23 protein-coding genes are annotated in these 25,662 nt (G+C 67.0%); 12 read left to right on the forward strand and 11 right to left on the reverse strand.

Annotation, left to right across the window (positions count from 1 at the left end):
* Positions 1-5 precede the first annotated feature (5 nt).
* Both WKW79_RS07760 and WKW79_RS07765 read right to left on the reverse strand, forming a co-directional pair.
* A complete protein-coding gene (locus tag WKW79_RS07760) occupies positions 6-2,225 on the reverse strand; it encodes an ABC transporter permease (RefSeq protein ID WP_340334517.1) in 2,220 nt (739 codons plus the stop codon).
* 11 nt (positions 2,226-2,236) lie between these two features.
* On the reverse strand, positions 2,237-3,247 hold the full coding sequence (locus WKW79_RS07765; RefSeq protein ID WP_340334518.1) for an ABC transporter substrate-binding protein: 1,011 nt from the start codon (positions 3,245-3,247) through the stop codon (positions 2,237-2,239).
* 138 nt (positions 3,248-3,385) lie between these two features.
* On the opposite strand from WKW79_RS07765, the gene zwf reads away from it, so the two are divergent.
* The gene (gene zwf / locus WKW79_RS07770) at positions 3,386-4,861 is read left to right on the forward strand and encodes a glucose-6-phosphate dehydrogenase (protein WP_340334519.1); all 1,476 of its coding nucleotides are present in this window, start codon (positions 3,386-3,388) and stop codon (positions 4,859-4,861) included.
* 45 nt (positions 4,862-4,906) lie between these two features.
* Here the strand turns inward: zwf and WKW79_RS07775 are convergent, their stop codons facing one another.
* The 7 genes from WKW79_RS07775 to WKW79_RS07805 form a co-directional block, all read right to left on the reverse strand.
* Positions 4,907-5,947 carry an ABC transporter ATP-binding protein gene (locus WKW79_RS07775; protein ID WP_340334520.1) on the reverse strand — a complete coding sequence of 347 codons (1,041 nt, stop codon included), beginning with the start codon at positions 5,945-5,947 and terminating at the stop codon, positions 4,907-4,909.
* Positions 5,944-6,936 carry an ABC transporter ATP-binding protein gene (locus tag WKW79_RS07780; protein ID WP_340334521.1) on the reverse strand — a complete coding sequence of 331 codons (993 nt, stop codon included), beginning with the start codon at positions 6,934-6,936 and terminating at the stop codon, positions 5,944-5,946. Before WKW79_RS07780 ends, WKW79_RS07775 begins: the two co-directional genes overlap by 4 nt.
* A complete protein-coding gene (locus tag WKW79_RS07785; protein ID WP_340334522.1) occupies positions 6,933-7,844 on the reverse strand; it encodes an ABC transporter permease in 912 nt (303 codons plus the stop codon). The genes WKW79_RS07780 and WKW79_RS07785 overlap by 4 nt, the downstream gene beginning before the upstream one ends.
* Positions 7,845-8,061: 217 nt before the next feature.
* Positions 8,062-9,657 (reverse strand): ABC transporter substrate-binding protein, encoded by a 1,596-nt coding sequence (locus WKW79_RS07790; protein ID WP_340334523.1) that lies wholly within the window; start codon positions 9,655-9,657, stop codon positions 8,062-8,064.
* A 91-nt stretch (positions 9,658-9,748) separates the two neighbouring features.
* Positions 9,749-11,002, reverse strand: a complete 1,254-nt coding sequence (locus tag WKW79_RS07795; RefSeq protein ID WP_340334524.1) for a M20 aminoacylase family protein — start codon at positions 11,000-11,002, stop codon at positions 9,749-9,751.
* Positions 11,002-11,982, reverse strand: coding sequence for an ABC transporter permease (locus WKW79_RS07800; protein WP_340334525.1), 981 nt, complete (start codon positions 11,980-11,982; stop codon positions 11,002-11,004). The genes WKW79_RS07795 and WKW79_RS07800 overlap by 1 nt, the downstream gene beginning before the upstream one ends.
* A gap of 137 nt (positions 11,983-12,119) precedes the next feature.
* Positions 12,120-13,418: a porin gene (locus WKW79_RS07805; RefSeq protein ID WP_340334526.1), complete on the reverse strand. Its 1,299-nt coding sequence runs from the start codon at positions 13,416-13,418 to the stop codon at positions 12,120-12,122.
* Between the two features lie 285 nt (positions 13,419-13,703).
* Here WKW79_RS07805 and coq7 point away from each other — a divergent pair, with 285 nt between their 5' ends.
* Entirely contained in the window at positions 13,704-14,333 is a 630-nt protein-coding gene (gene coq7 / locus WKW79_RS07810; RefSeq protein ID WP_340334527.1) for a 2-polyprenyl-3-methyl-6-methoxy-1,4-benzoquinone monooxygenase, read from the forward strand.
* Between the two features lie 82 nt (positions 14,334-14,415).
* Here the strand turns inward: coq7 and WKW79_RS07815 are convergent, their stop codons facing one another.
* Positions 14,416-14,865, reverse strand: a complete 450-nt coding sequence (locus tag WKW79_RS07815) for an OsmC family protein (protein ID WP_340334528.1) — start codon at positions 14,863-14,865, stop codon at positions 14,416-14,418.
* A gap of 253 nt (positions 14,866-15,118) precedes the next feature.
* Here WKW79_RS07815 and ilvA point away from each other — a divergent pair, with 253 nt between their 5' ends.
* Positions 15,119-16,663, forward strand: a complete 1,545-nt coding sequence (ilvA, locus tag WKW79_RS07820; protein WP_340334529.1) for a threonine ammonia-lyase, biosynthetic — start codon at positions 15,119-15,121, stop codon at positions 16,661-16,663.
* A gap of 51 nt (positions 16,664-16,714) precedes the next feature.
* On the opposite strand, the gene WKW79_RS07825 is transcribed toward ilvA, so the two are convergent.
* Positions 16,715-17,299, reverse strand: coding sequence for a type II secretion system protein N (locus WKW79_RS07825; protein WP_340334530.1), 585 nt, complete (start codon positions 17,297-17,299; stop codon positions 16,715-16,717).
* Positions 17,300-17,401: 102 nt separating this feature from the next.
* Between WKW79_RS07825 and gspG the strand changes: the two genes are divergently transcribed.
* The 9 genes from gspG (at position 17,402) to gspD (ending at position 25,648) form a co-directional block, all read left to right on the forward strand.
* Positions 17,402-17,842, forward strand: a complete 441-nt coding sequence (gspG, locus tag WKW79_RS07830) for a type II secretion system major pseudopilin GspG (RefSeq protein WP_340334531.1) — start codon at positions 17,402-17,404, stop codon at positions 17,840-17,842.
* Positions 17,817-18,305, forward strand: a complete 489-nt coding sequence (locus WKW79_RS07835) for a prepilin-type N-terminal cleavage/methylation domain-containing protein (RefSeq protein WP_340334532.1) — start codon at positions 17,817-17,819, stop codon at positions 18,303-18,305. Before gspG ends, WKW79_RS07835 begins: the two co-directional genes overlap by 26 nt.
* Before the next feature lie 29 nt (positions 18,306-18,334).
* The gene (gene gspI / locus WKW79_RS07840; protein WP_340334647.1) at positions 18,335-18,727 is read left to right on the forward strand and encodes a type II secretion system minor pseudopilin GspI; all 393 of its coding nucleotides are present in this window, start codon (positions 18,335-18,337) and stop codon (positions 18,725-18,727) included.
* Between the two features lie 2 nt (positions 18,728-18,729).
* Positions 18,730-19,434 (forward strand): PulJ/GspJ family protein, encoded by a 705-nt coding sequence (locus tag WKW79_RS07845; protein WP_340334533.1) that lies wholly within the window; start codon positions 18,730-18,732, stop codon positions 19,432-19,434.
* A complete protein-coding gene (gene gspK / locus WKW79_RS07850; RefSeq protein ID WP_340334534.1) occupies positions 19,431-20,567 on the forward strand; it encodes a type II secretion system minor pseudopilin GspK in 1,137 nt (378 codons plus the stop codon). The genes WKW79_RS07845 and gspK overlap by 4 nt, the downstream gene beginning before the upstream one ends.
* 127 nt (positions 20,568-20,694) lie before the next feature.
* On the forward strand, positions 20,695-21,906 hold the full coding sequence (gene gspL, locus WKW79_RS07855) for a type II secretion system protein GspL (RefSeq protein WP_340334535.1): 1,212 nt from the start codon (positions 20,695-20,697) through the stop codon (positions 21,904-21,906).
* Positions 21,903-22,529, forward strand: coding sequence for a type II secretion system protein GspM (gene gspM / locus WKW79_RS07860; RefSeq protein ID WP_340334536.1), 627 nt, complete (start codon positions 21,903-21,905; stop codon positions 22,527-22,529). Before gspL ends, gspM begins: the two co-directional genes overlap by 4 nt.
* Before the next feature lie 7 nt (positions 22,530-22,536).
* Positions 22,537-23,337 (forward strand): type II secretion system protein N, encoded by an 801-nt coding sequence (gene gspN, locus WKW79_RS07865; protein ID WP_340334537.1) that lies wholly within the window; start codon positions 22,537-22,539, stop codon positions 23,335-23,337.
* A 7-nt stretch (positions 23,338-23,344) separates the two neighbouring features.
* The gene (gspD, locus tag WKW79_RS07870) at positions 23,345-25,648 is read left to right on the forward strand and encodes a type II secretion system secretin GspD (protein ID WP_340334538.1); all 2,304 of its coding nucleotides are present in this window, start codon (positions 23,345-23,347) and stop codon (positions 25,646-25,648) included.
* The last annotated feature ends 14 nt before the right edge of the window (positions 25,649-25,662 follow it).

Genomic DNA, 25,662 nt, shown 5'->3' on the forward strand with positions numbered 1-25,662 from the left:
CCTGCTCAGGCCAGCGGCTCCATCTTGTGATGTCCTTGATGCCCGACCGTCGCCCTGCGCCGCCCCAGCTTGCGCTCGCCCACCACGAACTGGATCAGCGCGATCGCCGCCGACATCAGCACGATCAGCACCGTGCAGTAAGCCAGCGCCACGCCGTAGTCGCCATTGCCCACGCGCCCGATGATGTACGTGGTCGCCAGTTCGTTCTCGGCCGTCACCAGGAAGATCACCGCGCTCACCGTCGTCATCGCACGCACGAAGCTGTAGACCAGCGCCGCCACCAGTGCGGGCTTCAACAGCGGCAGCACGACTCGGAAGAGCGTCTGCGATGTCGACGCACGCAGCATCAACGACGCCTCATCCAGCGACCGATCCAGTTGCTTGAACGCGGCAGTACCCGCCCGCACGCCCACTGGCAAGTTCCGGAACATGAAGCACAGCACGATGATCAGCCCCGTGCCCGTCAACTCGAACGGCGGCACGTTGAAAGCCAGGATGTAGCTCACCCCCAGCACGGTACCCGGTATCGCAAAGGCCAACAGCGCCCCGAACTCGAAGGCACCTTGCCCCTTGAACTCGTTGCGCGCCAACAGCCACGCAATCAACAACCCCAACGCCGCCGTGATCGGCGCCGAAATGCCCGCCAACTTCAAGGTGGTCAGCAACGAGTTCCAAGCCGTGCCCGCCCACACCAGCCCGAACTGCCCCCACTCCAGCGCAAACGCCGTCTTGAAGTGGTTCAAGGTCAGGCTGTAGTCCCGCCCCCACGTCTGCACGAACCCACCCGCGAACGCAAAGAGATACACCACCAGCGTGAACACGATCCACGGAAACGCAATCGCATAGACCGTGCGCCGCACGCCATCCGGCAGCGCCATCGCAATGCCCGCATCGCCCTTGCCACTCACCGTCGTGTAGTTCTTCCTGCCCAACACGCCGCGCTGCAAGGCGAACACGCCCAGCGCAAAGATCGTCAGCACCCAGGCCAGCGACGCCGCGCGCCCCTGGTCGTACTGCGCGCCGACGATCGCAAAGAAGATGTCCGTCGACAGCACCGAGAACTGCCCGCCCACCACCACCGGATTGCCGAAGTCCGCGATGCTCTCGATGAAGCCGACCAGGAAGGCATTCGCCAGCCCCGGCTTCATCAGCGGCAACGTGATCGTGAAGAAGGTCTGGCGCCGGTCCGCATGCAGCATCTGCGCGGCTTCTTCCATGCTCGGCGCGATGCCCTGCACAACGCCGCGCATGATCATGAAGGCGATCGGCGTGAAGGCGAACAGCTGCGCCACCAGCACACCCAGCATGCCGTAGAACCAGCGCGTCGGCTCGATGCCGAAGAAGGATTCAAGCAACTGGTTCACCACGCCCGCGCGCCCGAACAACAGGATCAGTCCCAGCCCCACCACGAAGGGCGGCGTGATGATCGGCAGCAACGCCAGCACGCGCAACGGCGTCTGCCAGCGCTTGCCGCCGCGCTCCGCCATCAGTGCCATCAGCGTGCCCAGCAAGGTGGTCCCTGCCGCCGTCAGCAAGGCCAGTACCAGCGTGTTCCACGCGACGCCGCAGCGCACGCCGCCGGCGAGGCAGCCGAGGCCCCAGATCCTCTCCGTGAACACACGCGCCGCAAACGCGGCCAGCGACCACTTCCCGTCCTCGTCGAAGAACGCTCCGGACAGCGCCTTGCTCACCGGATAGGCGATGAACAGCGCCATCGTCACGCCACAGCCGATCACCGCACCCGCGACGAACAGGTCACCCTTGAAGTACCCCAGCCGCGCCAAGCCAAACGCGAAGAGCAGCACCAGCGCCGCGATCGCCACGAAGCCCCCGGCCCCGATGCCGAACTGGTTGACCGACAGCTCGCCGAACACGCCGTTGAGCGCCGCCACGCTCCACCCCCGCGCGCCGATGGTGAAGCCGGTCACCGCCAACCCCAGCGCGCCAATCAGCCCGCCGATCAGCAGCCAGCGCCCCTGCGCCCGCCCCGGCGCTGACATCGCACCGACGCCACACAGCACCAGCCCGATCAAACCCACCAACAACCAGCCCCGCCCCTGCGTCAGCGCCTGCAGCAACCCATTCGCCGCATCCCCGTCGCTGAAGATGCGCGGCAAGGCCTCATACCAGCTCGTATCCTGGATCGCATACCAGGGAAGCAGCAGATAGCCGACGAGGCCCGCCGCAACGCAGAAGGCGATCGCGGCGTTGGGCTTGCGTGTCACAAGGCCGGTGCCTATCGCGGCAGCGAGTTGACTTCCTTCTCCCAGCGCCCGATGAGGCGCCGACGCTCCTCGCTCTTGCCGTACTTCGCGTAGTCGTAGTTGATCATCTTGATCTTCTTGAAGTCCGGCACGTTGGCATCGACCGGCGTCGCCTTGTTCGACGGCAACTGGTACTGCTTGGCATTGGCGCCAAAGGTCTGCGCCTGCGGCGTCAGCGCCCATTCATAGAACTTCTTCGCCTCGGCCAGGTTGCGCGCGCCCTTCACGATGCTCATCGAGCCGATCTCCGCGCCGGTCCCTTCGGAGGGCGTCACCGTCTCGACCGGAAAGCCCGCCATGCGCTCCTGCGGCGCATCGTGGATGAAGCTGATCGACACCGCCGTCTCGCCTCGCGCCACCGCCTTGATCGGGCCGACGCCCGTGCGCGTGTACTGGCCGACGTTCTTGTGCAGTGCCTTGAGATAGTCGAAGGCCTTCTCCTCGCCCATCAGTTGCACCAGCGTCGCGATCATCGTGTAGGCCGTGCCGCTCGATGCGGGGTTCGCCACCTGGATGTCGCCCTTGTACTCGGGCTTCAGCAGGTCGGCCCAGCTGCGCGGGATGTCGAGCTTTTTCTTCTTGATCAACTCGGTGTTGTAGCCAAAGCCCAGCGGCCCCGAATAGATGCCCACCGTCTTGTAGCCCGACTGCTGCGCCTGCTCCTGCGCCCACGGATAGAGCTGCATCAACGTCGGCGACTTGTATTCGAGTGTCAGGCCCAGTTCAGCCGCCTGCAAGTGCGGGTCACCCGTGCCGCCAAACCACACGTCGGTCTTCGGGTTCTCCTTCTCGGCCATGAGTTGCGCGAGCGCCTCGCCCGAGCCCTTGAGCGCCAGGTTGATCTTGACGCCGGTGGTGCGCGCATAGACGGTGGCGATCATGTTGCACCAGTCGGCCTGCACCGAGCAGATCACGTTGACCTGCTGCGCCGAAGCCATCGATGACACGCCCAGGAGCGCAGCCGTGAACAGGAGCTTTTTCATATGATGAATGACTTTGGAAAGAGAAGCGCCTCCCCTGGCGAAAAACCAGCTTAGTAGCGCCTGAACGTATCAGTCATCCGTACAACTACCATTAAAGTCAGTGGCAAGTATCGGCTTCCCCACCTCACGGAAAACCTCATGAGTTTCGATCTCGTTCTGTTCGGCGGCACCGGTGACCTGGCATGGCGCAAGCTGATGCCGGCGTTGTTCCAGGCCTTCCGCCACGGCAGCCTTCCCGCCAACGGCCGCATCATCGGCGTGGCCCGCGACGACCTGTCGGATGACCAGTACCGCGAGCTGATCCAGTCGCGCTTCAAGGCGGTCGAAGGCGCCAAGCGCCCCACCGAAGAAGAGTTCAAGGCCTTCGCCTCGATGCTGCACTACCTGCGGCTCGACCTGTCCAAGCCGGCCGACTACAAGCGCCTCGCCGACCTGCTCAACACGCGCAATGCCGACAGCATCATCATGTATGTCGCAACGGCACCGGCACTTTTCACGCAGACGGTCGAGCAGATCGCGGTCGCCGGCCTCAATGGACCGAAGACGCGCGTGGTGCTCGAGAAGCCGCTGGGCCACGACCTCGCCTCCAACCGCGCCATCAACGAGGCGGTGGGCAAGGTGCTGAAGGAGAACCAGGTCTTCCGCATCGACCACTACCTCGGCAAGCCCTCGGTGCAGAACCTGTTCGCGATGCGCTTCGGCAATGCGCTGTTCGAACCGATATGGCGCCGCGAACACATCGCCAACATCCAGATCACGATTGCCGAAGACCTCGGCGTCGAGAAGCGCGGTGCCTTCTACGACCAGACCGGCGCGCTGCGCGACATGGTGCAGAACCATGCGCTGCAACTGGTCTGCGCGATCGCCATGGAGCCGCCGATCAACGCGCATGCCGACGCGATCCGCGACGAGAAGCTGAAGGTGCTGCGTTCGCTGAAGCGCTGGACGCCCGATTCACTGGGCCTGCATTCCGTGCGCGGCCAGTACACCGCCGGCACTGCCTACGGCGAGCGCGTGCAAGGCTACAAGGAAGAGCCCGGCGTCGATCCCGAGAGCCGCACCGAGACCTTCGTCGCCCTGCGCACCGAGATCGAGAACTGGCGCTGGGCCGGCGTGCCGATCTACATCCGCACCGGCAAGCGCCTGGCTTCGCGCGACGCACGCATCGAGATCAACTTCCGCCCCGCGCCACATGCCATCTTCCGCTCGCCCGCCGGCGTGGCGAACAAGCTCGTCATCAACCTGCAACCCAAGGACGGCCTGGAACTGCACCTGCTCGCGCAAGCGCAGGACCAGCGCGTCAGCACCAAGGCCGGCGTCCGCGCCGGCATGCTGCCGCTGGCGCCGGTGCAGCTCGACCTCGACTTCGACAAGCGCTTCGGCACCGAGCGCGTCGGAGCCTACGAGCGTCTGCTGCTCGACGTGATCGAGGGCCGCTTGAACCTGTTCGTGCGCAGCGACGAGCAGGAAGCCGCCTGGCACTGGGTCGAGCCGCTGATCGACAGCTGGGGCATGGACGGCGGGCCGCGGCCCTATGCAGCGGGCACCTGGGGGCCGAGTGCGTCGAGCGCGATGATTGCGCGGGATGGGTTTGCCTGGGGCGAGGAGCAGTAGAAGCGCGGGACCGAACAGCCGAAATCGGCTGCCGGATTCAAGGCTTCAAATCCGCCGCTCTTCAACAGCGTGGCAAGCCACCTGGATCCCCTCGAAGGTCTGCAGCTTCGGCCGCTCCGCCGAGCACCTCGCATTCGCATGCGGGCAGCGCGGATGGAAGGCGCAGCCCGTCGGCGGTGACAGCGGATTCGGCACCTCGCCTTGCACGGGAGTGCGCGCGCGCCCGGTCGCATGCATCTGCGGGATCGCATCGAGCAGCATGCGCGTGTACGGGTGCCGGGGCGTCGCGAACAGCGTGCGTTTGTCTGCGACCTCGACCAGCCGGCCCAGGTACATCACGCCGACCTGGTCGCTCACATGGCGCACCACCGCGAGGTTGTGCGAGATGAACAGGTAGGTCAGCCCGCGCTCGCGCTGCAGGTCCTTCATGATGTTGAGCACCTGGGCCTGCACGCTCACGTCGAGCGCGGAGGTCGGCTCGTCGCAGACCAGGAATTCCGGCGCGGTCGCCAGCGCGCGCGCGATCGAGATGCGCTGGCGCTGGCCGCCCGAGAACTGGTGCGGATACTTCACCATGTCGTGCGGGCTCAGCCCCACCGATTGCAGCAACTCGCCCACGCGGTCGCGCAACGCACCTTTCTCCGTCACCAGGCCATGCTCCACCAGCGGCTCGCCGACGATGCCCTCGACCTTCCAGCGCGGGTTCAGGCTCGCATACGGGTCCTGGAAGATCATCTGGATGTGCTGCCGCAAGGCCCGGCCCGGCGGCGACGCAAAGGTCTCGTGCACGTCCTTGCCCGCGAAGTGGACATGGCCCCGGCTCGGCTTGTAGAGCCCGACCAGAACGCGCGCCACGGTGCTCTTGCCGCAGCCGGATTCGCCGACCAGCGCCAGCGTCTGCCCGCGCGGAATGGTGAAGCTGACGCCATCGACCGCATGCAGCAGCAGCCGCGGCTGGCGCTCGATCACACGGTTGAGCCATGGCGCGGACACGTCGAAGGTCCGGGCGATGTCATGGGCCACGACGAGGGGTTTGTTTTCGGGCGGCACGGCGAGGTCGATGTGCTCGACAGCGGTGGAAGTCATTGCACGGCTCCCGCAACTTGCGTCGCATCGTGCAGCCAACAAGCCGCCCGCGTGGCACCGGCGTCGATGAGCTCAGGCCGCTCGCGCTTGCAGCGGTCGAACGCTCGCGGACAGCGCGGGTTGTATGCGCACCCGTCGGGAATGGCATTGAGCCGCGGCATCGCCCCGTCGATCTGGTTCAGCCGCTCGCGCTCGATCGCCATGTCCGGAATCGCCGCCATCAGCCCGCCGGTGTACGGATGCGCCGGCGCATGGATCACCTCGTGCACCGGCCCGATCTCCGCGACGCGCCCCGCATACAGCACGGCCACGCGGTCGCAGGTCTCTGCGATCACGCCCATGTCGTGCGTGATGAGCATCACCGCCGCACCGCGCTCGTGGCACAGCCGCTTGAGCAACGTGATGATCTGCGCCTGGATCGACACGTCCAGCGCGGTGGTCGGCTCGTCCGCCACGATCAGCATCGGCTCGGCCGCCAGCGCCAGCGCAATCACCACGCGCTGCCGCATGCCGCCCGAGAACTGGTGCGGATAGTGGTCGATGCGCTGTGCCGCGCCGGGAATGCCGGTGTCCTCCAGCAGCCCGATGGCCCGCTTGCGCGCTTCGGCCTCGGTCACCGGCAGGTGCGTGCGAATCGTTTCGGTCAGTTGCCGCCCGATCGTGTAGAGCGGGTTCAGCGAGGTCAGCGGGTCCTGGAAGATGGCGCCGATGCGCCGCCCCCGGATGTGCCGCATCTTCGAATGATCGAGGTTGTCGATGCGCTCGCCCTGCAGCAGGATCTGCCCACCCGCGATGCGGCCCGGCGGCTCCAGCAGGCCGATGATGGCCGCGCCGGTGAGCGACTTGCCCGCGCCCGATTCGCCCACCACGCCCAGGATCTCACCCGGCGCGATCGAAAAGGAAATGTCGTCGAGCGCCCGCAGCGTGCCGCGCCGCCCCGGAAACTCGACCACCAGGTTCTGCACCTGCAGCAACGCTTGCTTCGTCATCCCAACCTCGGATTCAGCGCATCGCGCAGCCAGTCGCCCAGCAGGTTCACGCTCAGCGCGATCAGCACCAGCATCACGCCAGGGAACACCACGCCCCACCATTCGCCGCTGAACAGGAACTGGTTGCCGTTGCTGATCAGCGTGCCCAGCGACGGCGAAGTCGGTGGCACACCCACGCCCAGGAAGGACAGCGTGGCCTCGGTGATGATCGCCGTCGCGACCTGCACCGTCGCGATCACGAACACCGGCCCCAGCACATTCGGCAGCACGTGCTTGCGCATGATGCGCAGCGAGGACACGCCCGTCACGCGCGCCGCCTGCACGTATTCCTTGTTTCGCTCCACCAGCGTGGAGCCACGCACCGTGCGCGCGTAGTCGACCCACTTGGTCAGCGTGATCGCCAGGATCAGCACGCCAAAGGCCACCGAGTTGGGCGCGTTCGGAAACAGCGCCCGCCCCACGCCCGCGATCAACAACGCCACCAGGATCGCCGGAAAGGACAGCACCACATCGCACAGCCGCATCAGGAAGGCGTCCAACCAGCCACCGCGAAAGCCCGCCAGCAAGCCCAGCGTCACACCGATCAGCATCGACAGCAGCACCGACACGAAGCCGACCACCAGCGACACCCGAGAGCCATACATCAACGCCGACAGGATGTCGCGCCCTTGCTCATCCGTGCCCAGCAGGTACTTGGACGTGCCCTGCTCCATCCACACCGGCGGCAGGCGCGCGTCGCCGAGTTCGAGCGTCGCGAGGTCGTGCGGATCATGCGGCGCCACCCAGCCCGCGAACACCGCGCAGAAGATGCAGACGAACGCCACCACCGCCGCGGCGATCGCCATTGGCGAATGCCGGAAGCTGTAGCCCACATCGCCGTCGAACCAGCGGAACAGTATTTTTTTCATCGTAGGTTTCAACCAGACACCGCAAGGTTCACGCCACTCCCGCAAACCTGCCCCACCTGATCCTTCCTCAACAGCCCCATTCCAGAGACACCGAGGAACCGGCGTGGCCGGCCCCCGGGTGCGTCCTCCCCGGCTGCGCGCTCAGTGCACGGAGCCTGGGAGCTTTCCGGCCGCTGTCACCCCTGGCAGGGGGCGCGGAGGAGTGTACGCAGCGAGCTTACGGAGCGACCTGCTTGACGCTCATCCACTTGAACGGCATGTAGTTGTCCGCCATCTGCGTCAGCTCCACCTTCTTGCTCACACCCCAAGCCAGCGTCTGCTGGTGCAGCGGCAGGTGGCCGATGTCGTCGATATGGATCGCAAACGCCTCCTTGATCATCGCGTCGCGCTTGGGCTTGTCGGTCTCCGACTGGATCTTCTTGGTCAGGTCGTCCAGCTTCAAATTGCAGTACGCACCCAGGTTGAACTGCCCCGTGCCGGTCTTGTCGTCCGGGCAGGCCATCAAGGCGCTCAGTGCGTTGTGCGAGTCATAGGTGGTCGGCGTCCAGCCGAGCATGTAGAAGCTGGTGTCGCGACGCAGGATCTTCGGAAAGTAGGTGCCCTTTGTCTCGGCGGCCAGGTTGATCTTCACGCCGATCTTCGCCAGGTTGGCCGCCACGCTCTGGCAGATCTGGCTGTCGTTCACGTAGCGGTCGTTCGGGCAGTTCATGGTCACTTCGAAGCCGTTCGGATAGCCGGCCTCGGCCAGCAGCTTCTTCGCGGCCTCCACGTCATACGCAGGGCGCTTGTCCTGCGCATCCGTCCAGCCGTTGATGCCCGGCCCCACCATCAGCCCGGTCGGTCGCGAGGCGCCGCGCATCACCGTCTTCTGGATGCCCACGATGTCGATCGCCTGGTAGAAGGCCTGGCGCACGCGCTTGTCCTTGAACGGGTTCTTGCCCTTCACGCTGGAGTAGAGCAACTCGTCGCGCTTCTGGTCCATGCCCAGGAAGATCGTGCGAAGCTCCGGCCCGCTGATCACGCGCGCGTTGGCGCTCTTGTTGATGCGCTCGATGTCTTGCACCGGCACCGGCTCCATCACGTCGATCTCGCCGGAGAGCAGGGCCGCCACGCGCGTCGCCGGATTGGAAATCGGCGTGAAGATCACTTCCTGCGCATTGCCCTCGATCTTGCCCCAGTAGGTCGGGTTGCGCGTGAACACGGTGCGCACGTTTGGCTGGCGCTCGCGCACGCGGAACGGCCCGGTGCCGTTGGCCTTGAACGAGGCCGTGTTCTCGATGCCCTTGCGGCGGTCCACCGGCATCGTGGCCTTGTTCTCCTCGCACCACTTCTTGCTCATGATCATGAGCTGCGAGATCACGTCCGGCAGGATCGGGAACGGGCCCTTGGTCTCGATCTCGATGGCGAAGTCGTTGACCTTGCGCACCTCCTTGATGTCGGCGGTGTTGGTCTTCACGTCCGAGCCCTCACCGGAAGCGCGCGCAAAGCTGAAGATCACGTCGTCGGCGGTGAAGGGCGTGCCGTCGTGAAACTTGACGTTCTTGCGCAGTTCGAAAGTCCAGACAGTCGGCGTGCTCTGCTTCCAGCTCGTGGCCAGCAAGGGCGCCAGGCTCAGGTCCTTGTTGCGCCCGACCAGCGGCTCATACGCATTCGCATCGGTGCTGAGCTGGAGCGACTCGTTGAGCGAGTGCGGGTCCAGCGAGAGCGCGTCACCCTGGTTGGCAATGCGGATCGTCTGCGCATTGGCCAGCAGACTTGTCGCGCCCAGCGCCGCCAGGACAGCGGCGGTCAGCACTTTGGACTTGAAACTCATGGGAAGGCACTCCTCGGTGGGTTGAAACAGAGACTCTTGGGATGGCTGCGCAAGCGCGCGGCCGATGCAGCGCACAGCCCGATGATGCGGTCTATTGCAAGGCGCGGGCCTTGGCGTTTTCCTTGGGCGCGGCGGTGACTTGCAGCGGCATGCCCTGCTCGACCAGGCTCGCATGCATGGCGGCGCCGAGCGGCAGGATCTCGTCATTGAAGTCGTAGCGGCTGTTGTGCAGGAAGGCCCCGTCCTTCACGCCCTGGCCGATGCGCATGTAGGCGCCCGGCTTCTTCTGCAGCATGAAGGAGAAATCCTCGGCGCCCATGCTCGGCTCCATGTTGCGCTCGACGTTGCGCGCGCCCACCAGCCCCTGCGCCACGTCGCCGGCAAACAGTGCCTCGGTGGCGGTATTGATGGTCGCGGGATAGATGCGCTCGAAGCGGACCGTGGCCGTGGCGCCAAAGCCCGTAGCGACAGCGGCGCACAACTCCGCCAGCCGCTGCTCGACCTGCTCCTGCACCGCGTCGCTGAAGGTGCGCACGGTGCCCACCAGCGTGGCCTTGCCCGGCACCACGCTCATCGCGCCCAGGTCGCCGGCCTGCACCGCGCAGATGCTGATCACGGCCGCGTCGATCGGCCGCACATTGCGCGAGACGATGCTCTGCACCGCCGTGATGATGTGCGCCGACACCAGCACCGGGTCGATGGTCTGGTAGGCATGCGCGCCGTGGCCGCCCTTGCCCGTGACCTCGATCGTGATGCGGTCGGCCGCCGCCATCATTGCCCCGTTGTTCAGCCCGATCGTGCCGGGCTGCATTCCCGGCCAGTTGTGCATCGCGAACACCGACTGCACCGGAAAGCGATCGAACAGCCCGTCCTCGATCATCACGCGCGCGCCGGCAAAGCCTTCCTCGCCGGGCTGGAAGATCAGCACCGCCGTGCCGTCGAAATTGCGTGTCTCCGCCAGGTAGCGCGCCGCACCGACCAGCATGGCCGTGTGCCCGTCATGGCCGCAGCCATGCATCAGGCCCTTTTTGCCCGAACGCCAGTCGAAGCCGTTGTCCTCGCACATCGGCAGCGCATCCATGTCGGCACGAAGGCCGATCATGCGGCGGCTCGCCGTGGAGCGGCCGCGGATCACACCGACCACACCGGTCTTGCCGATGCCCGTGTGAATTTCGTCGACACCGCAGGCCCGCAAGGACTCCTGCACCCGCCCGGCGGTGTAGACCTCCTCGAAACCCAATTCCGGATGCGCATGCAAATCGCGCCGCAATGCCGTGATTTCCGGATGAAACCGGGCGATGTGTGCAAACGCCCTCCCCGCCACCTGCCAACGTACCGAACCCATCAATGCCCCCCTGTTGTTGAAACCCGCAGCCTCGGATCGACCGCGAAATACAGCAGGTCCACCACGAGGTTGATCGTCACGAAAATCAATGCGATGAGGCAGAGGTAGGCCGACATGATCGGAATGTCGGCAAAGGTCACGGCCTCGATGAACAGCAGGCCCATGCCGGGCCACTGGAAGACCTTCTCGGTGATGATCGCGAACGCAATCAGCGAGCCCAGCTGCAGCCCCGTGATGGTGATGACAGGCACCATCGTGTTGCGCAGCGCGTGCCCGAAATGGATGGCGCGGTCCGACAGGCCGCGCGCGCGGGCGAACTTGATGTAGTCGGTGCGCAGCACTTCCAGCATCTCCGAGCGCACCAGCCGCATGATCAGCGTGAGCTGGAAGATCGCTAGCGTCACGGTCGGAAGCACCAGGTGGCTCCAGCCGTCACGCGTGAACAGGCCGCTGCTCCACCACCCGAGCTTGACCACCTCGCCGCGTCCGAAGCTCGGCAACCAGCCCAGCCAGACCGAGAACACCAGGATCAGCAGGATGCCGATCAGGAAGGTCGGCAGCGACACGCCCAGCAGCGACAGCGCCATCACCGTCTGGCTGCCCACCGAGCCACGCTTCAAGGCCGCATAGACGCCCATGGGCAGGCCCACGGCCAGCGCCAACAGGGCCGCCATCACCGACAGCTCGAGCGTCGCCGGCAGGCGCTCACCGATCAGGCGCGACACCTTGGCGCCTTGCCTCAGGCTCAGGCCGAACTCGCCTTGCGCCGCATTGACGATGAAATGCCAGAACTGGACGACGAAAGGCTGGTCCAGCCCCAGGTCGATGCGCAGTTGCTGGATCTGTTCTGGCTTGGCGTCCTGGCCCAGCAGGAACACCACCGGGTCCCCCACGTACTGGAACAAAAGGAACGCGATGAATGCCACCGCGACCATCACGATCACGGCTTGAATAAGACGGCGCAGTACGAAAACCAGCATCGAGAAACTATTTGTTACCTACAGTAGCAGAGCAATCCGCGTGCCTGCCAGAGGACTAACCATGAAAAAAGCCACTCGACTTTCATCGAGTGGCTTTTTGAGTCTTTCAACTTCAACTGGCGGTAGCCAGCGTCAGATCAGAAAGCGTGACGGATACCGAAGTCGTAGCCGTAGGCCTTGTCTGCTTGGTAACCACCGGTGGGGGTCAGCAGGAAGGTGTTCGTGAACTGCGGGCTGGTCGTCGAGTTGAACGCGCTGTTGGCGGTCAGGTTCAGGCCATTCTTGTTCTTCACGAAAGCTGCCGTTGCGTACAGGGCGGTGCGCTTCGACAGGTTGTGCACGTAGCCGATCGCGAACTTGTCAGCCTTCGGCTTGTCCGTGTTCGTGGACAGCGCGAATGCAGCCAGGGTCGGGGTCGACGTGTAGTTCAGCTTGACCGACGAGTAGGCCAGGCGGATCAGGCCAGGACCGACCGGCACGGTAGCGCCGAGCAGGTAGCCGTCACCCTTGAACGAACCCGTGCCGAAAGCCGGCGTGATGAAGCTGTCAACTTCGATGTCGTTCTTGGTGCGCGAGATTTCGCCGAAGAGCTTGACGACGCCGAAGTCATACGAAGCGCCCAGGTTGGCGATCTTGACGGTGGTCGTCGAGCCAGCGTAGAAGTCGTCGCCCGTCGTGCTTTCGCCGTACGAAGCTGCAACGTCCAGGCCGCCGTTGGCGTAGCCGAAACGGCCGCCGACGTAACGACCAGCGCGTTGGCTGTTCAGGACGTTCGGGGTCGTGGTGCCCGGATCGTACTTGATGGCTTCGTTGAAGGCGTACTGGACTTGACCGTAGAAGCCACCCAGGTTCGGCGGCAGGAAGTAGCCGACCGAGTTGCTGGCGCGAACGTAGTTGGTGTTCGAGAACAGGCCGCGGTTGACTTGCACGCCGTTGTTCAGGACCAGCGAGCGCGGGCCAGCGTTCAACGTGAAGATCAGGTTGGTACCGACGCCGTTCGTGCCGAACGGATCGAACACGGTGTCGTTCCAGAACGTGGGCGTGTAGTCACGGCCAAGACGGATTTCACCGAAACCACCCGACAGGCTCACGGTCGAGCGACGTGCGAAGGTCGAAGCACCCGTAGCGCCGTCGTCGTTGGTGATCGGCGATTCGAGCCAGAAGCTTGCAGCCAAGCCACCGCCGAGGTCTTCCGTGCCACGGAAGCCGATGCGGCTCGAGTTGTAACCCGAGTTGGTCAGAGCCCATTGGCTTTGCTTCAGGTCACCGGTGCCAACTGCGTTGAGCACGGGGGTGCCGGCGAAGCCGACGAATTTGCTGTTGGTTTGGTAGTAGCTGACAGCGGCGTCAACCACGCCGAACAACGTGACAGACGACTGAGCCGAGGCAACACCAGCAACAGCCAGGGCAGCCAGAGCAACTAGGGATTTTTTCATTGCAAGTTTCTCCAAGGTTAAACATAGGGCTCCGGTGCAGAGGGCTCACCGTGACTGGGCACTTTTCTGTGCTCCCACCGGACCCCGGGCCAACCTCCTTTTGGGAAGTTGTCGCTATTGCACCAGACGCGCCGCATCAGGGCAAAAGAATTCGGCCTAAATCGCGGCTGGCTTCCGCGTTTCGTTGCACCAGTGCAACAAAGGGTCCGGGCGCCGTCCAATTCACGATGTGAAACGATGACGCGCTTGCCTTCGCCACACGGCAAGTTGCGTTCCAATGGCGCCATGACCCGTTCACTCGACCCCTTCCTGACCGCGGCGGATGCGGCTCTGCGCACCTTGTTCACACGCCCCCGCGCGACGCGGCCGGCGCCGACCCCGGAAACCCCGCCCGGGCAGTTGACGGCAGCCGAACGCCGCGAGACCGGCGCCTTGATGCGCGTGAACCATGTCGGCGAGATCTGCGCCCAGGCGCTCTACACCGCGCAGGCCGCCGTCGCGCGCGACCCGGCCTTGCGCGAGCAGCTCCTGGAAGCTGCCCACGAGGAAACCGACCATCTCGCCTGGACGCAGCAGCGCATGGACGAGTTGGGCGCACGCGCCTCGCTGCTCAATCCGCTCTGGTATGCAGGCGCGTTCGGACTGGGTCTGGTGGCGGGGCGGCTTGGCGATGCCTTGAGCCTGGGCTTCGTGGCCGAGACGGAACGCCAGGTCGAGGCGCATCTCGATGGCCACCTCGATCGCATCCCGGCGGCCGACTCCGCCTCGCGCGCGGTCGTGGCGCGCATGAAGGATGACGAAGCACGCCACGGCGCGCAGGCCCGCAGTGCGGGCGCCATGGAATTGCCGGAACCCGCACGCGCGGCGATGCGCCTGGCCGCCAAGGTCATGACGACCGTGGCGCACCGCATCTGACCGCCCCGCGGACAGAAGGCATGAAGATTTCGTAGCAGGGGCGCCGAGATCGGTGGCCGCAGTAGAAAGATTCTTGCCTTCTTCAGGTCTCCAGCAATTCGAAGCTGGTCGTGATCTCCGCCGTCTTGCCCAGCATGATCGTGGCGGAACAGTAGGTCTCGTGGCTCAGCGCGACGGCGCGGGCGACAGCCGCCTCCGGGATGCCCTTGCCGGCCACCGTGAAATGCATGTGGATCTTGGTGAAGACCTTCGGGTCCTTCTCCGCCCGCTCACTGGTGAGCTTGACGCTGCAACGCTCGACCTTGTGTCGACCGCGCTTGAGGATCAGCACCACGTCATAGGCGGTGCAACCGCCGGTGCCGGCCAGCAGGGTCTCCATCGGCCGGGGCGCCTGGTTGCGGCCGCCGTTCTCCGGCTTGGCCTCGTCCGGGGCGCCGTCCATGGTCAAAACGTGGCCGCTGCCGGTCTCCGCGACAAAGCCCATCGGCGACCGCGTTCCGGCCGCGCCGGTCCAACTCACTGTGCATTCCATCGAAAGACTTACTCCGGTTGAAGGCGACCGCGAAAAAAGTCACGCAGCCGACAGTTTGTGTGGGGAAAAACACTATTGCGTGTTGCGTTGCAACAAACAGTCGATATACTTTATTTCATCGCACAACAAAGTTTGTGCCCCGGTTGTCTCCTCCACCCTCCCAATTGGTGGATTTAGCCCCGAGTCGCAAGACTCGGGGCTTTTTTATGCGTCGGGGCGGCCAGCCCGCCGGGCCACCTATGATCGCGGCCCTATGCCCAGCCCGCTCACTCCCGCCGACTACCTCAAGAAAATCCTCACCGCCCGTGTCTACGACGTGGCCGTGGAATCCGCGCTCGAACCAGCACGCGCCTTGGGCCAGCGCCTGGGCAACACAGTGCTGCTCAAACGCGAGGACCAGCAGGCGGTGTTCAGCTTCAAGCTGCGCGGCGCGTACAACAAGATGGCGCACCTGAGCGCGGAGCAACTGGGCAAGGGCGTGATCTGCGCCTCGGCCGGCAACCATGCGCAGGGCGTTGCGCTCAGCGCCCGCACGCTCGGCACGCGCGCCGTGATCGTGATGCCGGTGACCACGCCGCAGCTCAAGATCGACGCCGTGCGCGCACTCGGCGGCGAGGTCGCCCTGTTCGGTGAAAGCTACTCCGACGCCTACGGCCACGCGCTCGAACTGCAGGCCGCGCAAGGCCTGACCTTCGTGCACCCCTTCGACGATCCCGACGTGATCGCGGGCCAGGGCACCATCGCCATGGAAATCCTGCGCCAGCACCAGGGCCGGCTCGACGCGGTCTTCGTCGCCATCGGCGGCGGTGGATTGATCTCCGGCGTGGCCAATTACATCAAGGCCGTGCGGCCCGAGATCAAGGTGATCGGCGTGCAGATGAACGACTCCGACGCGATGATGCAATCGGTCAGCGCGAAGGAGCGCGTCACGCTACCCGACGTGGGCCTGTTCTCCGACGGCACCGCCGTCAAGCTGGTCGGCGAGGAAACCTTCCGCATCGCACGCGAACTGGTCGACGAGTACATCACCGTCGACACCGATGCCGTCTGCGCCGGCATCAAGGACATCTTCGTCGACACGCGCAGCATCGTCGAGCCGGCCGGCGCGCTGGCGGTGGCCGCGATCAAGCAGTACGTGGAGCAGCACGGCACGCGCGGCGAAACCTACGCGGCGATCCTCTGCGGCGCCAACATGAACTTCGACCGGCTGCGCTTCGTCGCCGAGCGGGCCGAGGTCGGCGAGGAGCGCGAGGCGCTGTTCGCGGTGACCATTCCCGAGGAGCGCGGCAGCTTCCGCCGCTTCTGCGAACTGGTCGGCGAGCTGCCGGGTGCCTCGCGCAACGTGACCGAGTTCAACTACCGCATCAGCGACACGGCCGAGGCCCATGTCTTCGTCGGCCTCACCACCTCGACGCGCGGCGAGTCGACGACGATTGCCAACACCTTCGTCGAGCACGGCTTCGGCGCGCTGGACCTGACGCATGACGAACTGGCCAAGGAACACATCCGCCACATGGTGGGCGGGCGCACCGGGCTGGCGCATGACGAACGCCTGCTGCGCTTCGTCTTTCCGGAACGGCCGGGCGCGTTGCTGAAGTTCCTGAGCCTGATGCAGCCCAGCTGGAACATCAGCCTGTTCCACTACCGCAACCAGGGCGCCGACTACGGACGCATCCTGGTCGGCGTGCAGGTGCCGGCGGCCGACCATGCGACCTTCGACGACTTTCTGAAGACGCTGGGCTATCCGTATGTCGAGGAGACCGCGAATCCCGTCTACCAGTTGTTCCTGAAGGCGTAGGAAACCAGGCCGCTACCCGCGACGGAGCCTCGGCCAAGATGGCTGTCCGGCTCAGGGCCCGCGGGTGGGATTGGCCTGGTTGACGAGTCCGGCCGCGTTGCCGGGATTCGCGAATCCGGCGGGGTTGCCGGGCGCGGGGAACCCGGCAGGGTTCGCCGGGCTGGGAAAGCTGGCAGGGCTGGCGGATACGGGGCTGGCCGGACCAGCGACGCCAGGGATGGCCAATGGGCGATCAGGCAGTTTGAGCGTGAAGGCGACCGGCCCGCGCGCCCCAGTGCCGAGCGATGCGGCGCGCGCTCCGACCGACTGCAACACGTAGCTGTCGCCGATGCTGGCGCCCACGCGGAACGGGCGCGCCGGCTTGCCATCGACGGCGATCAATGCGGCGCCCTGCCCATCGGTGTCGGCGATCACGCCTTGCAGCACGAAGCGGCTGGCCGCGTCGGGCGTGGCCGCCGCAGCGACCGGTGTGTTGACGGCGCCCAGGAAGCGTGCGACCGAGGCCGCGTCGACCGCCACCGGCGCGCTGGCCACCGCTGGCGGCGGGGCGGAGTCGGCCGGTGCAGACAGGCGCAGGCCCCAGAACACGATGCTCGCGGCGGCCACCCCCCACAGCAGTAGCGTGACAACGGCCACAGGCCAGCGTAAAGATGTGGCAAACGGGGCCTGGAGAGTGGACGGGACCGACATGTGGGCGGATTATCATGCAGCGCCGCACGAACCAAGCCCGACTTCCCCATGACACCTTCGCCCCGCCCAATGCGTGCCTCCCTGCAACGCGGCTTCACCCTGATCGAGTTGATGGTGGTGCTGGTCATCATCGGCGTGCTGGCCGCGCTGATCGTGCCCAACGTCATCGGCCGCGTCGACGAAGCCCGCGTGCAGAGCGCGCGCACCGACATCGCCAACCTGATGCAGGCGCTCAAGCGCTACAAGCTCGACAACCAGCGCTATCCCACGGCCGAGCAAGGCCTCCAGGCGCTGGTCGCGCAGCCCACCTCCGGCCCCGCCGCACCCAACTGGAAGCCCAACATCGACAAGCTTCCGAACGACCCCTGGGGCAAGCCCTACCAGTACCTGAACCCCGGCATCAAGGGCGAGATCGACGTGTTCTCGTTCGGCGCCGACGGCCAGCCGGGTGGCGAAGGCAACAATGCCGACATCGGCAGCTGGCAGTAGGCCTTGCGTTCCGCTCGGTAGCTCCCGCCACGCGAGTGGCTTCTCGCTGCTCGAGTTGATGGTGGTGGTCGCCATCATCGCGATCGCCACGGCCGGCCTCGGCTTCGCAATGCGCGACAGCGGGCAAAGCTCGCTCGAACGCGAAGGCGAACGGCTGTCGGTGTTGCTCGACGCGGCGCGCGCCCAGTCACGCGCCAGCGGCGCGACGGTGCGGTGGCGCACGACGCCCGAAGGCTTCACCTTCGATGGCCTGCCGCCCAATGCGCTGCCGGGCACGTGGCTCGAGAACGGCGTCACCGCGCAACCCTCCTTGGCCAACGGGCAGACCACCCCGGCACTGCTGCTCGGACCCGATCCGATCATCGCGGCGCAGCAGGTCGTGCTGACGACGGAGGGTCCGCCCGCACGCAGTCTTCGCATCGCGACGGATGGCTTGCGGCCATTCGCGGTGGTGTCGCCGTGAGCGCGGCGCCGGGCCGCTCCGGGCAAGCGCTGCGAAGACGCGCAGGCGCCGCGCACCAGCGCCGCTCTGCCGACCAAGGCTTCACGCTGATCGAAGTGCTGGTCGCGCTCGGCATCGTCGCGATCGCGCTCATGGCCGGCTCGCAGGCCACCAGTGCGCTGACCCGCAACGCGCAGCGCCAGTCCGATGCGATGCTGGCCCAGATCTGCGCCGAGAACGAGCTGGCCAAGGTCCGGCTGGCGCGTGCGATGCCGGCGGTGGGCGACAGCGCGTCGGTGTGCACGCAGGCCGGCAACAACTTCAGCGTGGGCGTGTCGACCACCCCCACGCTGAATCCCGCCTTCCGCCGCGTCGACGTGCAGGTGCGTGACGCGCAGGATGCACCGATCCTGCGCGTGTCGACCGTCGTGGGCCGCTTCTGACCATGCGCCCCCACGTCCGGCACGTCGTGTCCTCGCCGCTCCCCAAGAAAGGCCAGCGCGGCTTCACGCTGATCGAGCTCATGGTGGCCATCGCCGTCATGGCGATGCTGGCCCTGATGAGTTGGCGCGGCATCGATGGCATGGCGCGCGCGCAGGAGCACAACCGCGCCCGCGGCGATGCGGTGCTGACGTTGCAGACCACGCTGTCGCAATGGACCGCCGACCTCGACGCCATGACCCAGTTGGCCGGCACCAGCACCATCGACTGGGACGGTCGGTTGCTGCGGGTCACGCGGCGCGGCACCGACGACCTGCGGCCGGTGGTCTACGTGGTCGCCTGGACGCTGCGCACCCAGGCCGAAGGCAGCTACTGGAGCCGCTGGCAATCGGCCCCGCTGACGCGGCGCGACGAATGGCAGGCAGCCTGGCGCGGCGCCGCCAGCTGGGCGCAGGGCGACGCCTCCGGCTCCTCCGCGGGTGGCGTCGACGTGCGCCTGATGCCGGTCGACAGTTGGCAGCTCTATTACTTCCGCAACGACACCTGGAGCCCTGCCGTGGGCACCGATGCACTTTCCGGTGCCAACCCCAACGCCGGCGCCTTGCCCGACGGCGTGCGACTGGTGCTGAACCTGCCGCCGGGCCCGGCATTGACCGGCCTGCTGTCGCGCGACTGGGTGCGGCCCTCCTCGAGCATTCCGAAGACATGACGCCGCGCAATCCCTTCCCCCGCTTCAACAAGCGATCCGCGCGGCCGAAGGCCCGCCAGGCCGGCGCGGCGCTGCTGGCCGCGATGCTGACCGTGACGCTGGTGGCCACCCTCGCCGCGGCGGCCCTGTGGCAGCAGTGGCGCGCGGTCGAGGTGGAGGAGGCCGAGCGCGCGCGCATGCAGTCGGCCTGGATACTGATCGGCGGGCTCGACTGGTCGCGCCTGATCCTGCGGGAGGACGGCCGCACCGGCGGGCCGGACACCCTGACCGAAGTCTGGGCCTTTCCGCTGGAGGAGGCGCGCTTGTCGAGCTTCCTGTCGGCCCAGAAGAACGTCTCGAGCGCGGATCTCGAAGGCCTGCCCGATGCGCTGCTGTCGGGCCGCATCGTCGATGCGCAATCGAAGCTCAACGTGCGAAACCTGGTGGGCGCCAACAACAAGCCGGACCCGGCGGCGCTGGCTTCCTTCAAGAAGCTGTTCGCCCTGCTCGGCCTGCCGGTCGGCGAGGTGGACCTGCTTGCCAGCGGCGTGCAGCGCGCGACGGCCGGGATCACGACGGTCACCACCACGACGCCCGCGCCCACCACGGCCGGCGCGGCAACCGACACGAGCACGACACCGGCGACCACGACGACAACCACGACCACCACGGTGACCACGAGCACGTCAGCAGGTGACGACGGCCAGGCGCCCAGCGTGCCGCTGATGCCGGTTCGCACCTCGCAACTGGTCTGGCTCGGCCTGTCGCCGCAGACGGTGGCCGCGCTGGAGCCTTACGTCACGGTGCTGCCTGCAGCGAATACCAGGCTGAACATCAACACTGCCAGCGCGGAGGCGATCTATGCCAGCGTGCCCGAGATGGACATGGCCACCGCCAAGCAGGTGGTGGCGCGGCGCACGCTCAAGTCCTTCACCGCCGTCAAGGAAGCCGACAGCGTGCTGCGCGACCAGGCCGATGCGTTCACCGACCAACGCCACAGCGTCGGCACCAGCTACTTTGAGGTCGAGGGCAAGTTGCGACTCGACAACACCTTCGTCGAGGAGCATTCGCTGCTCAACCGCAACGGCATCAACGTCACCGTCCTGTGGCGCGAGCGTGGCGCAGGCGCAACGTTGACCGCGGCCCCGCGTTGATCGGGGATGCGATGGCGTCTATTTTTAGTACTTTTGTGAAGTGCCCGTCCTGCCTGCAACCCGCGCTATCAAAAAAATAGCGAGGCCGGACGCCCTTCTACAATGACCCCCCTTTCCCGGATCGCCCATGCCTGAACTGATCGTTTGTCCACCGTTGTCGCGCGCCCATGGCGGCGCTGAGCACGGCTGGGTGCTGGCGGCCGATGACGGGCGCACGCTGCTCTCGCATGGCAGCGCACCGTTGGCGCTGTTGCCGGCGGGCAACGACGTCACCCTGCTGGTGCCGGGCACCGCCTTGTCCTGGCACGCGGTGGCCTTGCCGCCGGGCAACCTCGGCGGCGCGGCGCGGCTGCGCTCGGTGCTCGATGGCCTGCTCGAAGAGCGCCTGCTGGACGAGCCCGAGTCGCTGCACTTCGCGCTGGAACCCGGTGCCAAGCCCGGTGCAACCGTATGGGTGGCAGCCAGCCAGCGCATCGAGTTGCGCGCGGCGGTCCAGGCACTCGAATCCGCCGGGCGGCGCGTGACGCGCATCGTCCCGGAGTTCGCACCGCAGCCCGCGGAAGCCCCGGCCATGCTGTTCGCCACCGGCGAGCCCGAGTCCGCGCAACTCACGGTCTGCGACGCCAACGGCGTGGCCACGCTTCCGCTCAGCCCGGCCAGCCTGGCGCTGGTCGACAGCGCCCCGCTCGACACCGCGGTGGCCAGCGCGGAGCCCGCCGTCGCGGCCCAGGCGGAGGCCCTGCTGGGCCAGCGCCTGCCGATCGTCCAGACGCCCGAGCGCTGGCTGCAGGCGGCGCGCAGTTCCTGGGACCTGGGCCAGTTCGACCTGGCCAGCAGCGGCCGCGCACGGGCCGGCAAGAAGTTCGGCGCGCTGCTGAATGCGCTGCGCCATGCGCCGCAATGGCGTGCCGCCCGCTGGGGCGCGGCGGTGCTGGTGCTGGCGCAACTGGTCGGCCTCAATGCCTGGGCCTGGAAGGAGCGCAATGCGCTGGAGGCCAAGCGCGCCGGCATCAATGCGATCCTGGTGCAGACCTTTCCGTCCGTGAAGGTGGTGCTCGATGCGCCGCTGCAGATGGCGAGTGAAGTGGCCGCGCTGCAGCAGTCCACCGGCGGCGTGGCCACGCTCGACCTGGAACCGATGCTGGCTGCCCTCGGCGCAAGCCTGCCACCCGGCCGGGTGCCGACCGCGCTCGACTACAGCGCCGGCCAGTTGCGGCTGCGCGGGCTCAATCTCTCGGCCACGGAAATCGGCTCATTGACCAACACGATGGCCGCGCGCGGCTACACGGCGCGCGGCGAAGGCGACTTGCTGCTGGTGCAGGCGGAGGCGAAGCGATGAAGTTCCGCGAAGTCATGCAGGCGCGCTGGGCCGAAATGGACACGCGCGAGCGTCGGCTGGTGACGGTGGCCGTGGCGCTGGTGCTGCTGGCCCTCGTGTGGTGGGTGGCGCTGGCGCCCGCATTGAATACGTTGTCGGCCGCGCGCGAGGAGCACAAGCGGCTCGACGCCCAATTGCAGCGGATGAGCACGCTCCAGGCGCAGGCCAAGGCGCTGCAGTCGCAGCCGCGCGCCAACCGCGACGAATCCCTGCGGGCGCTGGAGACCTCCGTGCGCCAGTCCCTGGGCAGCAGCGCCCAGGTCGTCAATGCCGGTGACGCTGCCAACGTGATGATGCGCGCCGCACCGGCCGAGGCCTTGGCGCAATGGCTGGCGCAGGCCCGGAACAATGCGCGCGCGGTGCCGCGCGAGGCGCACCTGACGCGCGCCACGGCCACGGGCGGCGGTTCCGCCGCTTCCCCAAGCCCGGCGCTGCCCGGCCTGTCGAGGACGCCAGGCGGCCCGCTGCAGCCTGGCGCCCGCGCCGGTGCAGGCAACAGCGCCGCCGCAGCCGACACCTCCGACGACACCCGCCCGCGCTGGGACGGCACGCTGGTCATGACCCTGCCCGCCGCCCCGCGCTGACCCGCCGATGATCGCCCGCGCCCACGCCCTCTCCAAGCGCCCCGCCTCCGGCTGGCGCTGGGCCGTGTTGGGCGCCTTGCTGGGCGCACTGGTCGCGCTGGCGGCCTATGCACCCGCGCGCTGGCTGGCGCAGGCGCTGCGCGAAGCCACCAACGGCCGCCTGCTCCTCGTGAACGCCCAGGGCACGGTCTGGAACGGCACCGCCGGCGTGGTGTTCGCGAGCGGACCGGGCGGCGCCCAGCCGGTGTCGCTGCCGGGCACGGTCGACTGGCGGCTGCGCCCCGCGTGGAATGGCGTGCAGGCCGCGCTCACGGTGCCCTGCTGCGCGACCAAGCCGCTCGAATTCGACGCCCTGCCGCATGCCGACGGCCTGGAACTCAACTGGCGCGACGGCCAGTCGCGCTGGCCGGCCGCGATGCTGACCGGCCTCGGCGCGCCGTGGAACTCGCTCAAGCCCGAGGGCATGCTCGACATCACCACGCAAGCCTTCTCGATGCGCTGGAGCGGCCCCCAACTCGCCTTGAACGGGCGTGCCGCGCTCAACGCGATGGACATCTCGACAGCACTCTCCACGCTCAAGCCGCTGGGCAGCTACCGCCTGACGATGGAAGGCGGCGCGCAACCCACGCTGCTGCTGGCCACGCAGGAAGGCAGCCTGGAACTGAGCGGCAACGGCCAGTGGAACGGCCGCGCGCTGCGATTCGACGGTGAAGCCCGTGCCGCGCCCGGACGCGAAGACGCGCTTTCCAATCTCCTGAACATCATCGGGCGGCGCGATGGCGCCCGCTCGCTCATCACACTGGGTTGATCCAACCATGAAGCACCCGTTCCGACACGGCGCTCGCATCGGCATCGTCGCACTCGCCGCGCATCTGCTGTTCGCCACCTGCATGCCCCTCGCGTTCGCGCAGCCGCAGCCGCTGAATCCCGACGCGCCTCGCCGCGGCGAGCCGATCACGCTGAACTTCACCAATGCAGAGATCGAATCGGTGGCCCGCACGATGGCTGTGGTGACCGGGCGCGACGTGGTGGTCGACCCGCGCGTGAAGGGCACCATCACGCTGCAGACCGATCGCGCCATCGCGCCCGCCACCGCCTTCAACCAGTTCGCCGCGGCGCTGCGGCTGCAGGGCTTTGCGGTGGTCGAGACCGAGGGCCTCTACAAGGTGGTGCCGGAAGCGGATGCCAAGCTGCTGGCCAGCAACGTGACCACCTCGACCAGCGCCACGGCCCGTGCCGGCGGCAGCTCGATCGTGACGCAGGTGTTCCGCCTCAACTACGAATCGCCGAACAATCTGCTGCCGGTGCTGCGCCCGCTGATCCCGCCGAACAACACGATCAACGTGAACGCCGGCAACAACTCGCTGGTGATCACCGACTATGCGGACAACATGCGGCGAATCGCCCGCATCATCGCGGCGCTGGACGTGCCGAATGCGTCCGACATCGAGGTGATCCCGCTGAAGCATTCGGTGGCGACCGACCTGGTGCCGCTGGTGCAGCGCCTCGTCGACGGCGGCGGCGCGGCGAACGTGGCCGGCGGTGGCGCCGGCGCGGCGCCCGGGTCGGCGGACACCGCATTCCGTACGACGCTGATCGCGGAGCCGCGCAGCAACTCGCTGATCCTGCGTGCGGCCAACCCGGCACGTGCGCAACTGGTGCGCACGCTGGTCGACCGGCTCGACCGCGCGCCGATCGACACCACCAACGGGGCGGCCGGCAACATCTACGTGATCTACCTGAAGAACGCCGATGCCGTGAAGCTCGCGACCACCTTGCGCGCCGCCATCGCGAGTGACGCACGCGGCGGCAGCGGCGGGCTCACCGGCGCGGGCGCCGCCGCGGCCAACGTAGCTGCGAACCAGACCGGCCTGCAGCAGGGCGCGACGCCAGCCACCTCGCCGCTCAACAACGCCAACCAGCCCTCCACGGGCGGGCAGATCCAGGCCGATCCGGCCACCAATTCGCTGATCATCACGGCCAGCGAACCGCAGTACCGGCAGATCCGCGCAGTGGTCGACCGGCTCGACGGGCGGCGTGCGCAGGTCATGATCGAAGCCCTGATCGTCGAGGTCAACGCGACCAAGGCGGCGCAGTTCGGCGTGCAGTGGCAAAGCGCGCTGGGACGCAAGGGCGACACCAACGTGGGCGTGATCGGCACCAATTCCAGCGTGGCGGGCGCCAACATCCTGGCACTGTCCGCTGCGCTCGCCGGCACCACCCCCGCCAATGCCGTGAGCCAGCTGAGCGCCGGCCTGAATTTTGGCGTCGCGCACATGACGGCGGGCCAGTACATCCTGGGCTTCATCGCCAGCTTCCTGGCCAGCGACGGCTCCGGCAACGTGCTGTCCACACCCAACCTGCTGACGCTGGACAACGAGGAAGCCAAGATCGTGGTCGGCCAGAACGTGCCCTTCCCGACGGGCTCCTACGCCAGCACCAACGGTGTCGCCTCCACCGTCAACCCCTTCACCACCGTCGAGCGCAAGGACGTGGGCCTGACCATGCGCGTGCGACCGACGATCAACGAGAACGGCACCGTCAAGATGACGATCTTCCAGGAGGTGTCGAGCGTCGCCCCCGGCACCCTGGCCGACCCGAATGGCCCCACCACCAACAAGCGCAGCATCGAGTCCAACGTGCTGGTGGAAGACGGCAGCGTCGTGATGCTCGGCGGCATGCTGCAGGACGACTATTCCAACAACACCGACAAGGTGCCGCTGGCCGGCGACATCCCAGTGCTCGGCAGCCTGTTCAAGAGCGAGAAGCGCAGCCGCAACAAAACCAACCTGATGGTCTTCCTGCGGCCTACGGTGATGCGCGACGCCGCGAGCACCGACGCGTTCTCGGCCGACCGGTACAACAACATCCGGTCGCTGCAGCAGGGCAACCAGCCCGAACGCAACTTCCCGCTGGACTCGGTCGACCAGTCGGCCATCATCCCGCCGCTGAATTCGACGTCGCCGACGCCAGACGTGCCCGCGCAGCAACGCATCGATGGCACACGGCTGGTGCCACCGCCCATGGCGCCGTACAACGGCCGCCGCCTGGACAGCGGCCCGCTGCGGGGCGCGCTGCCCCCCACGGCCGACCCGGCTTCGTCGCGCGAACTCCCCTAGGCGCCCAACGGAAC

Source organism: Variovorax robiniae (genome assembly GCF_037889955.1).
GTDB classification, from domain to species: Bacteria; Pseudomonadota; Gammaproteobacteria; order Burkholderiales; family Burkholderiaceae_C; genus Variovorax; species Variovorax robiniae.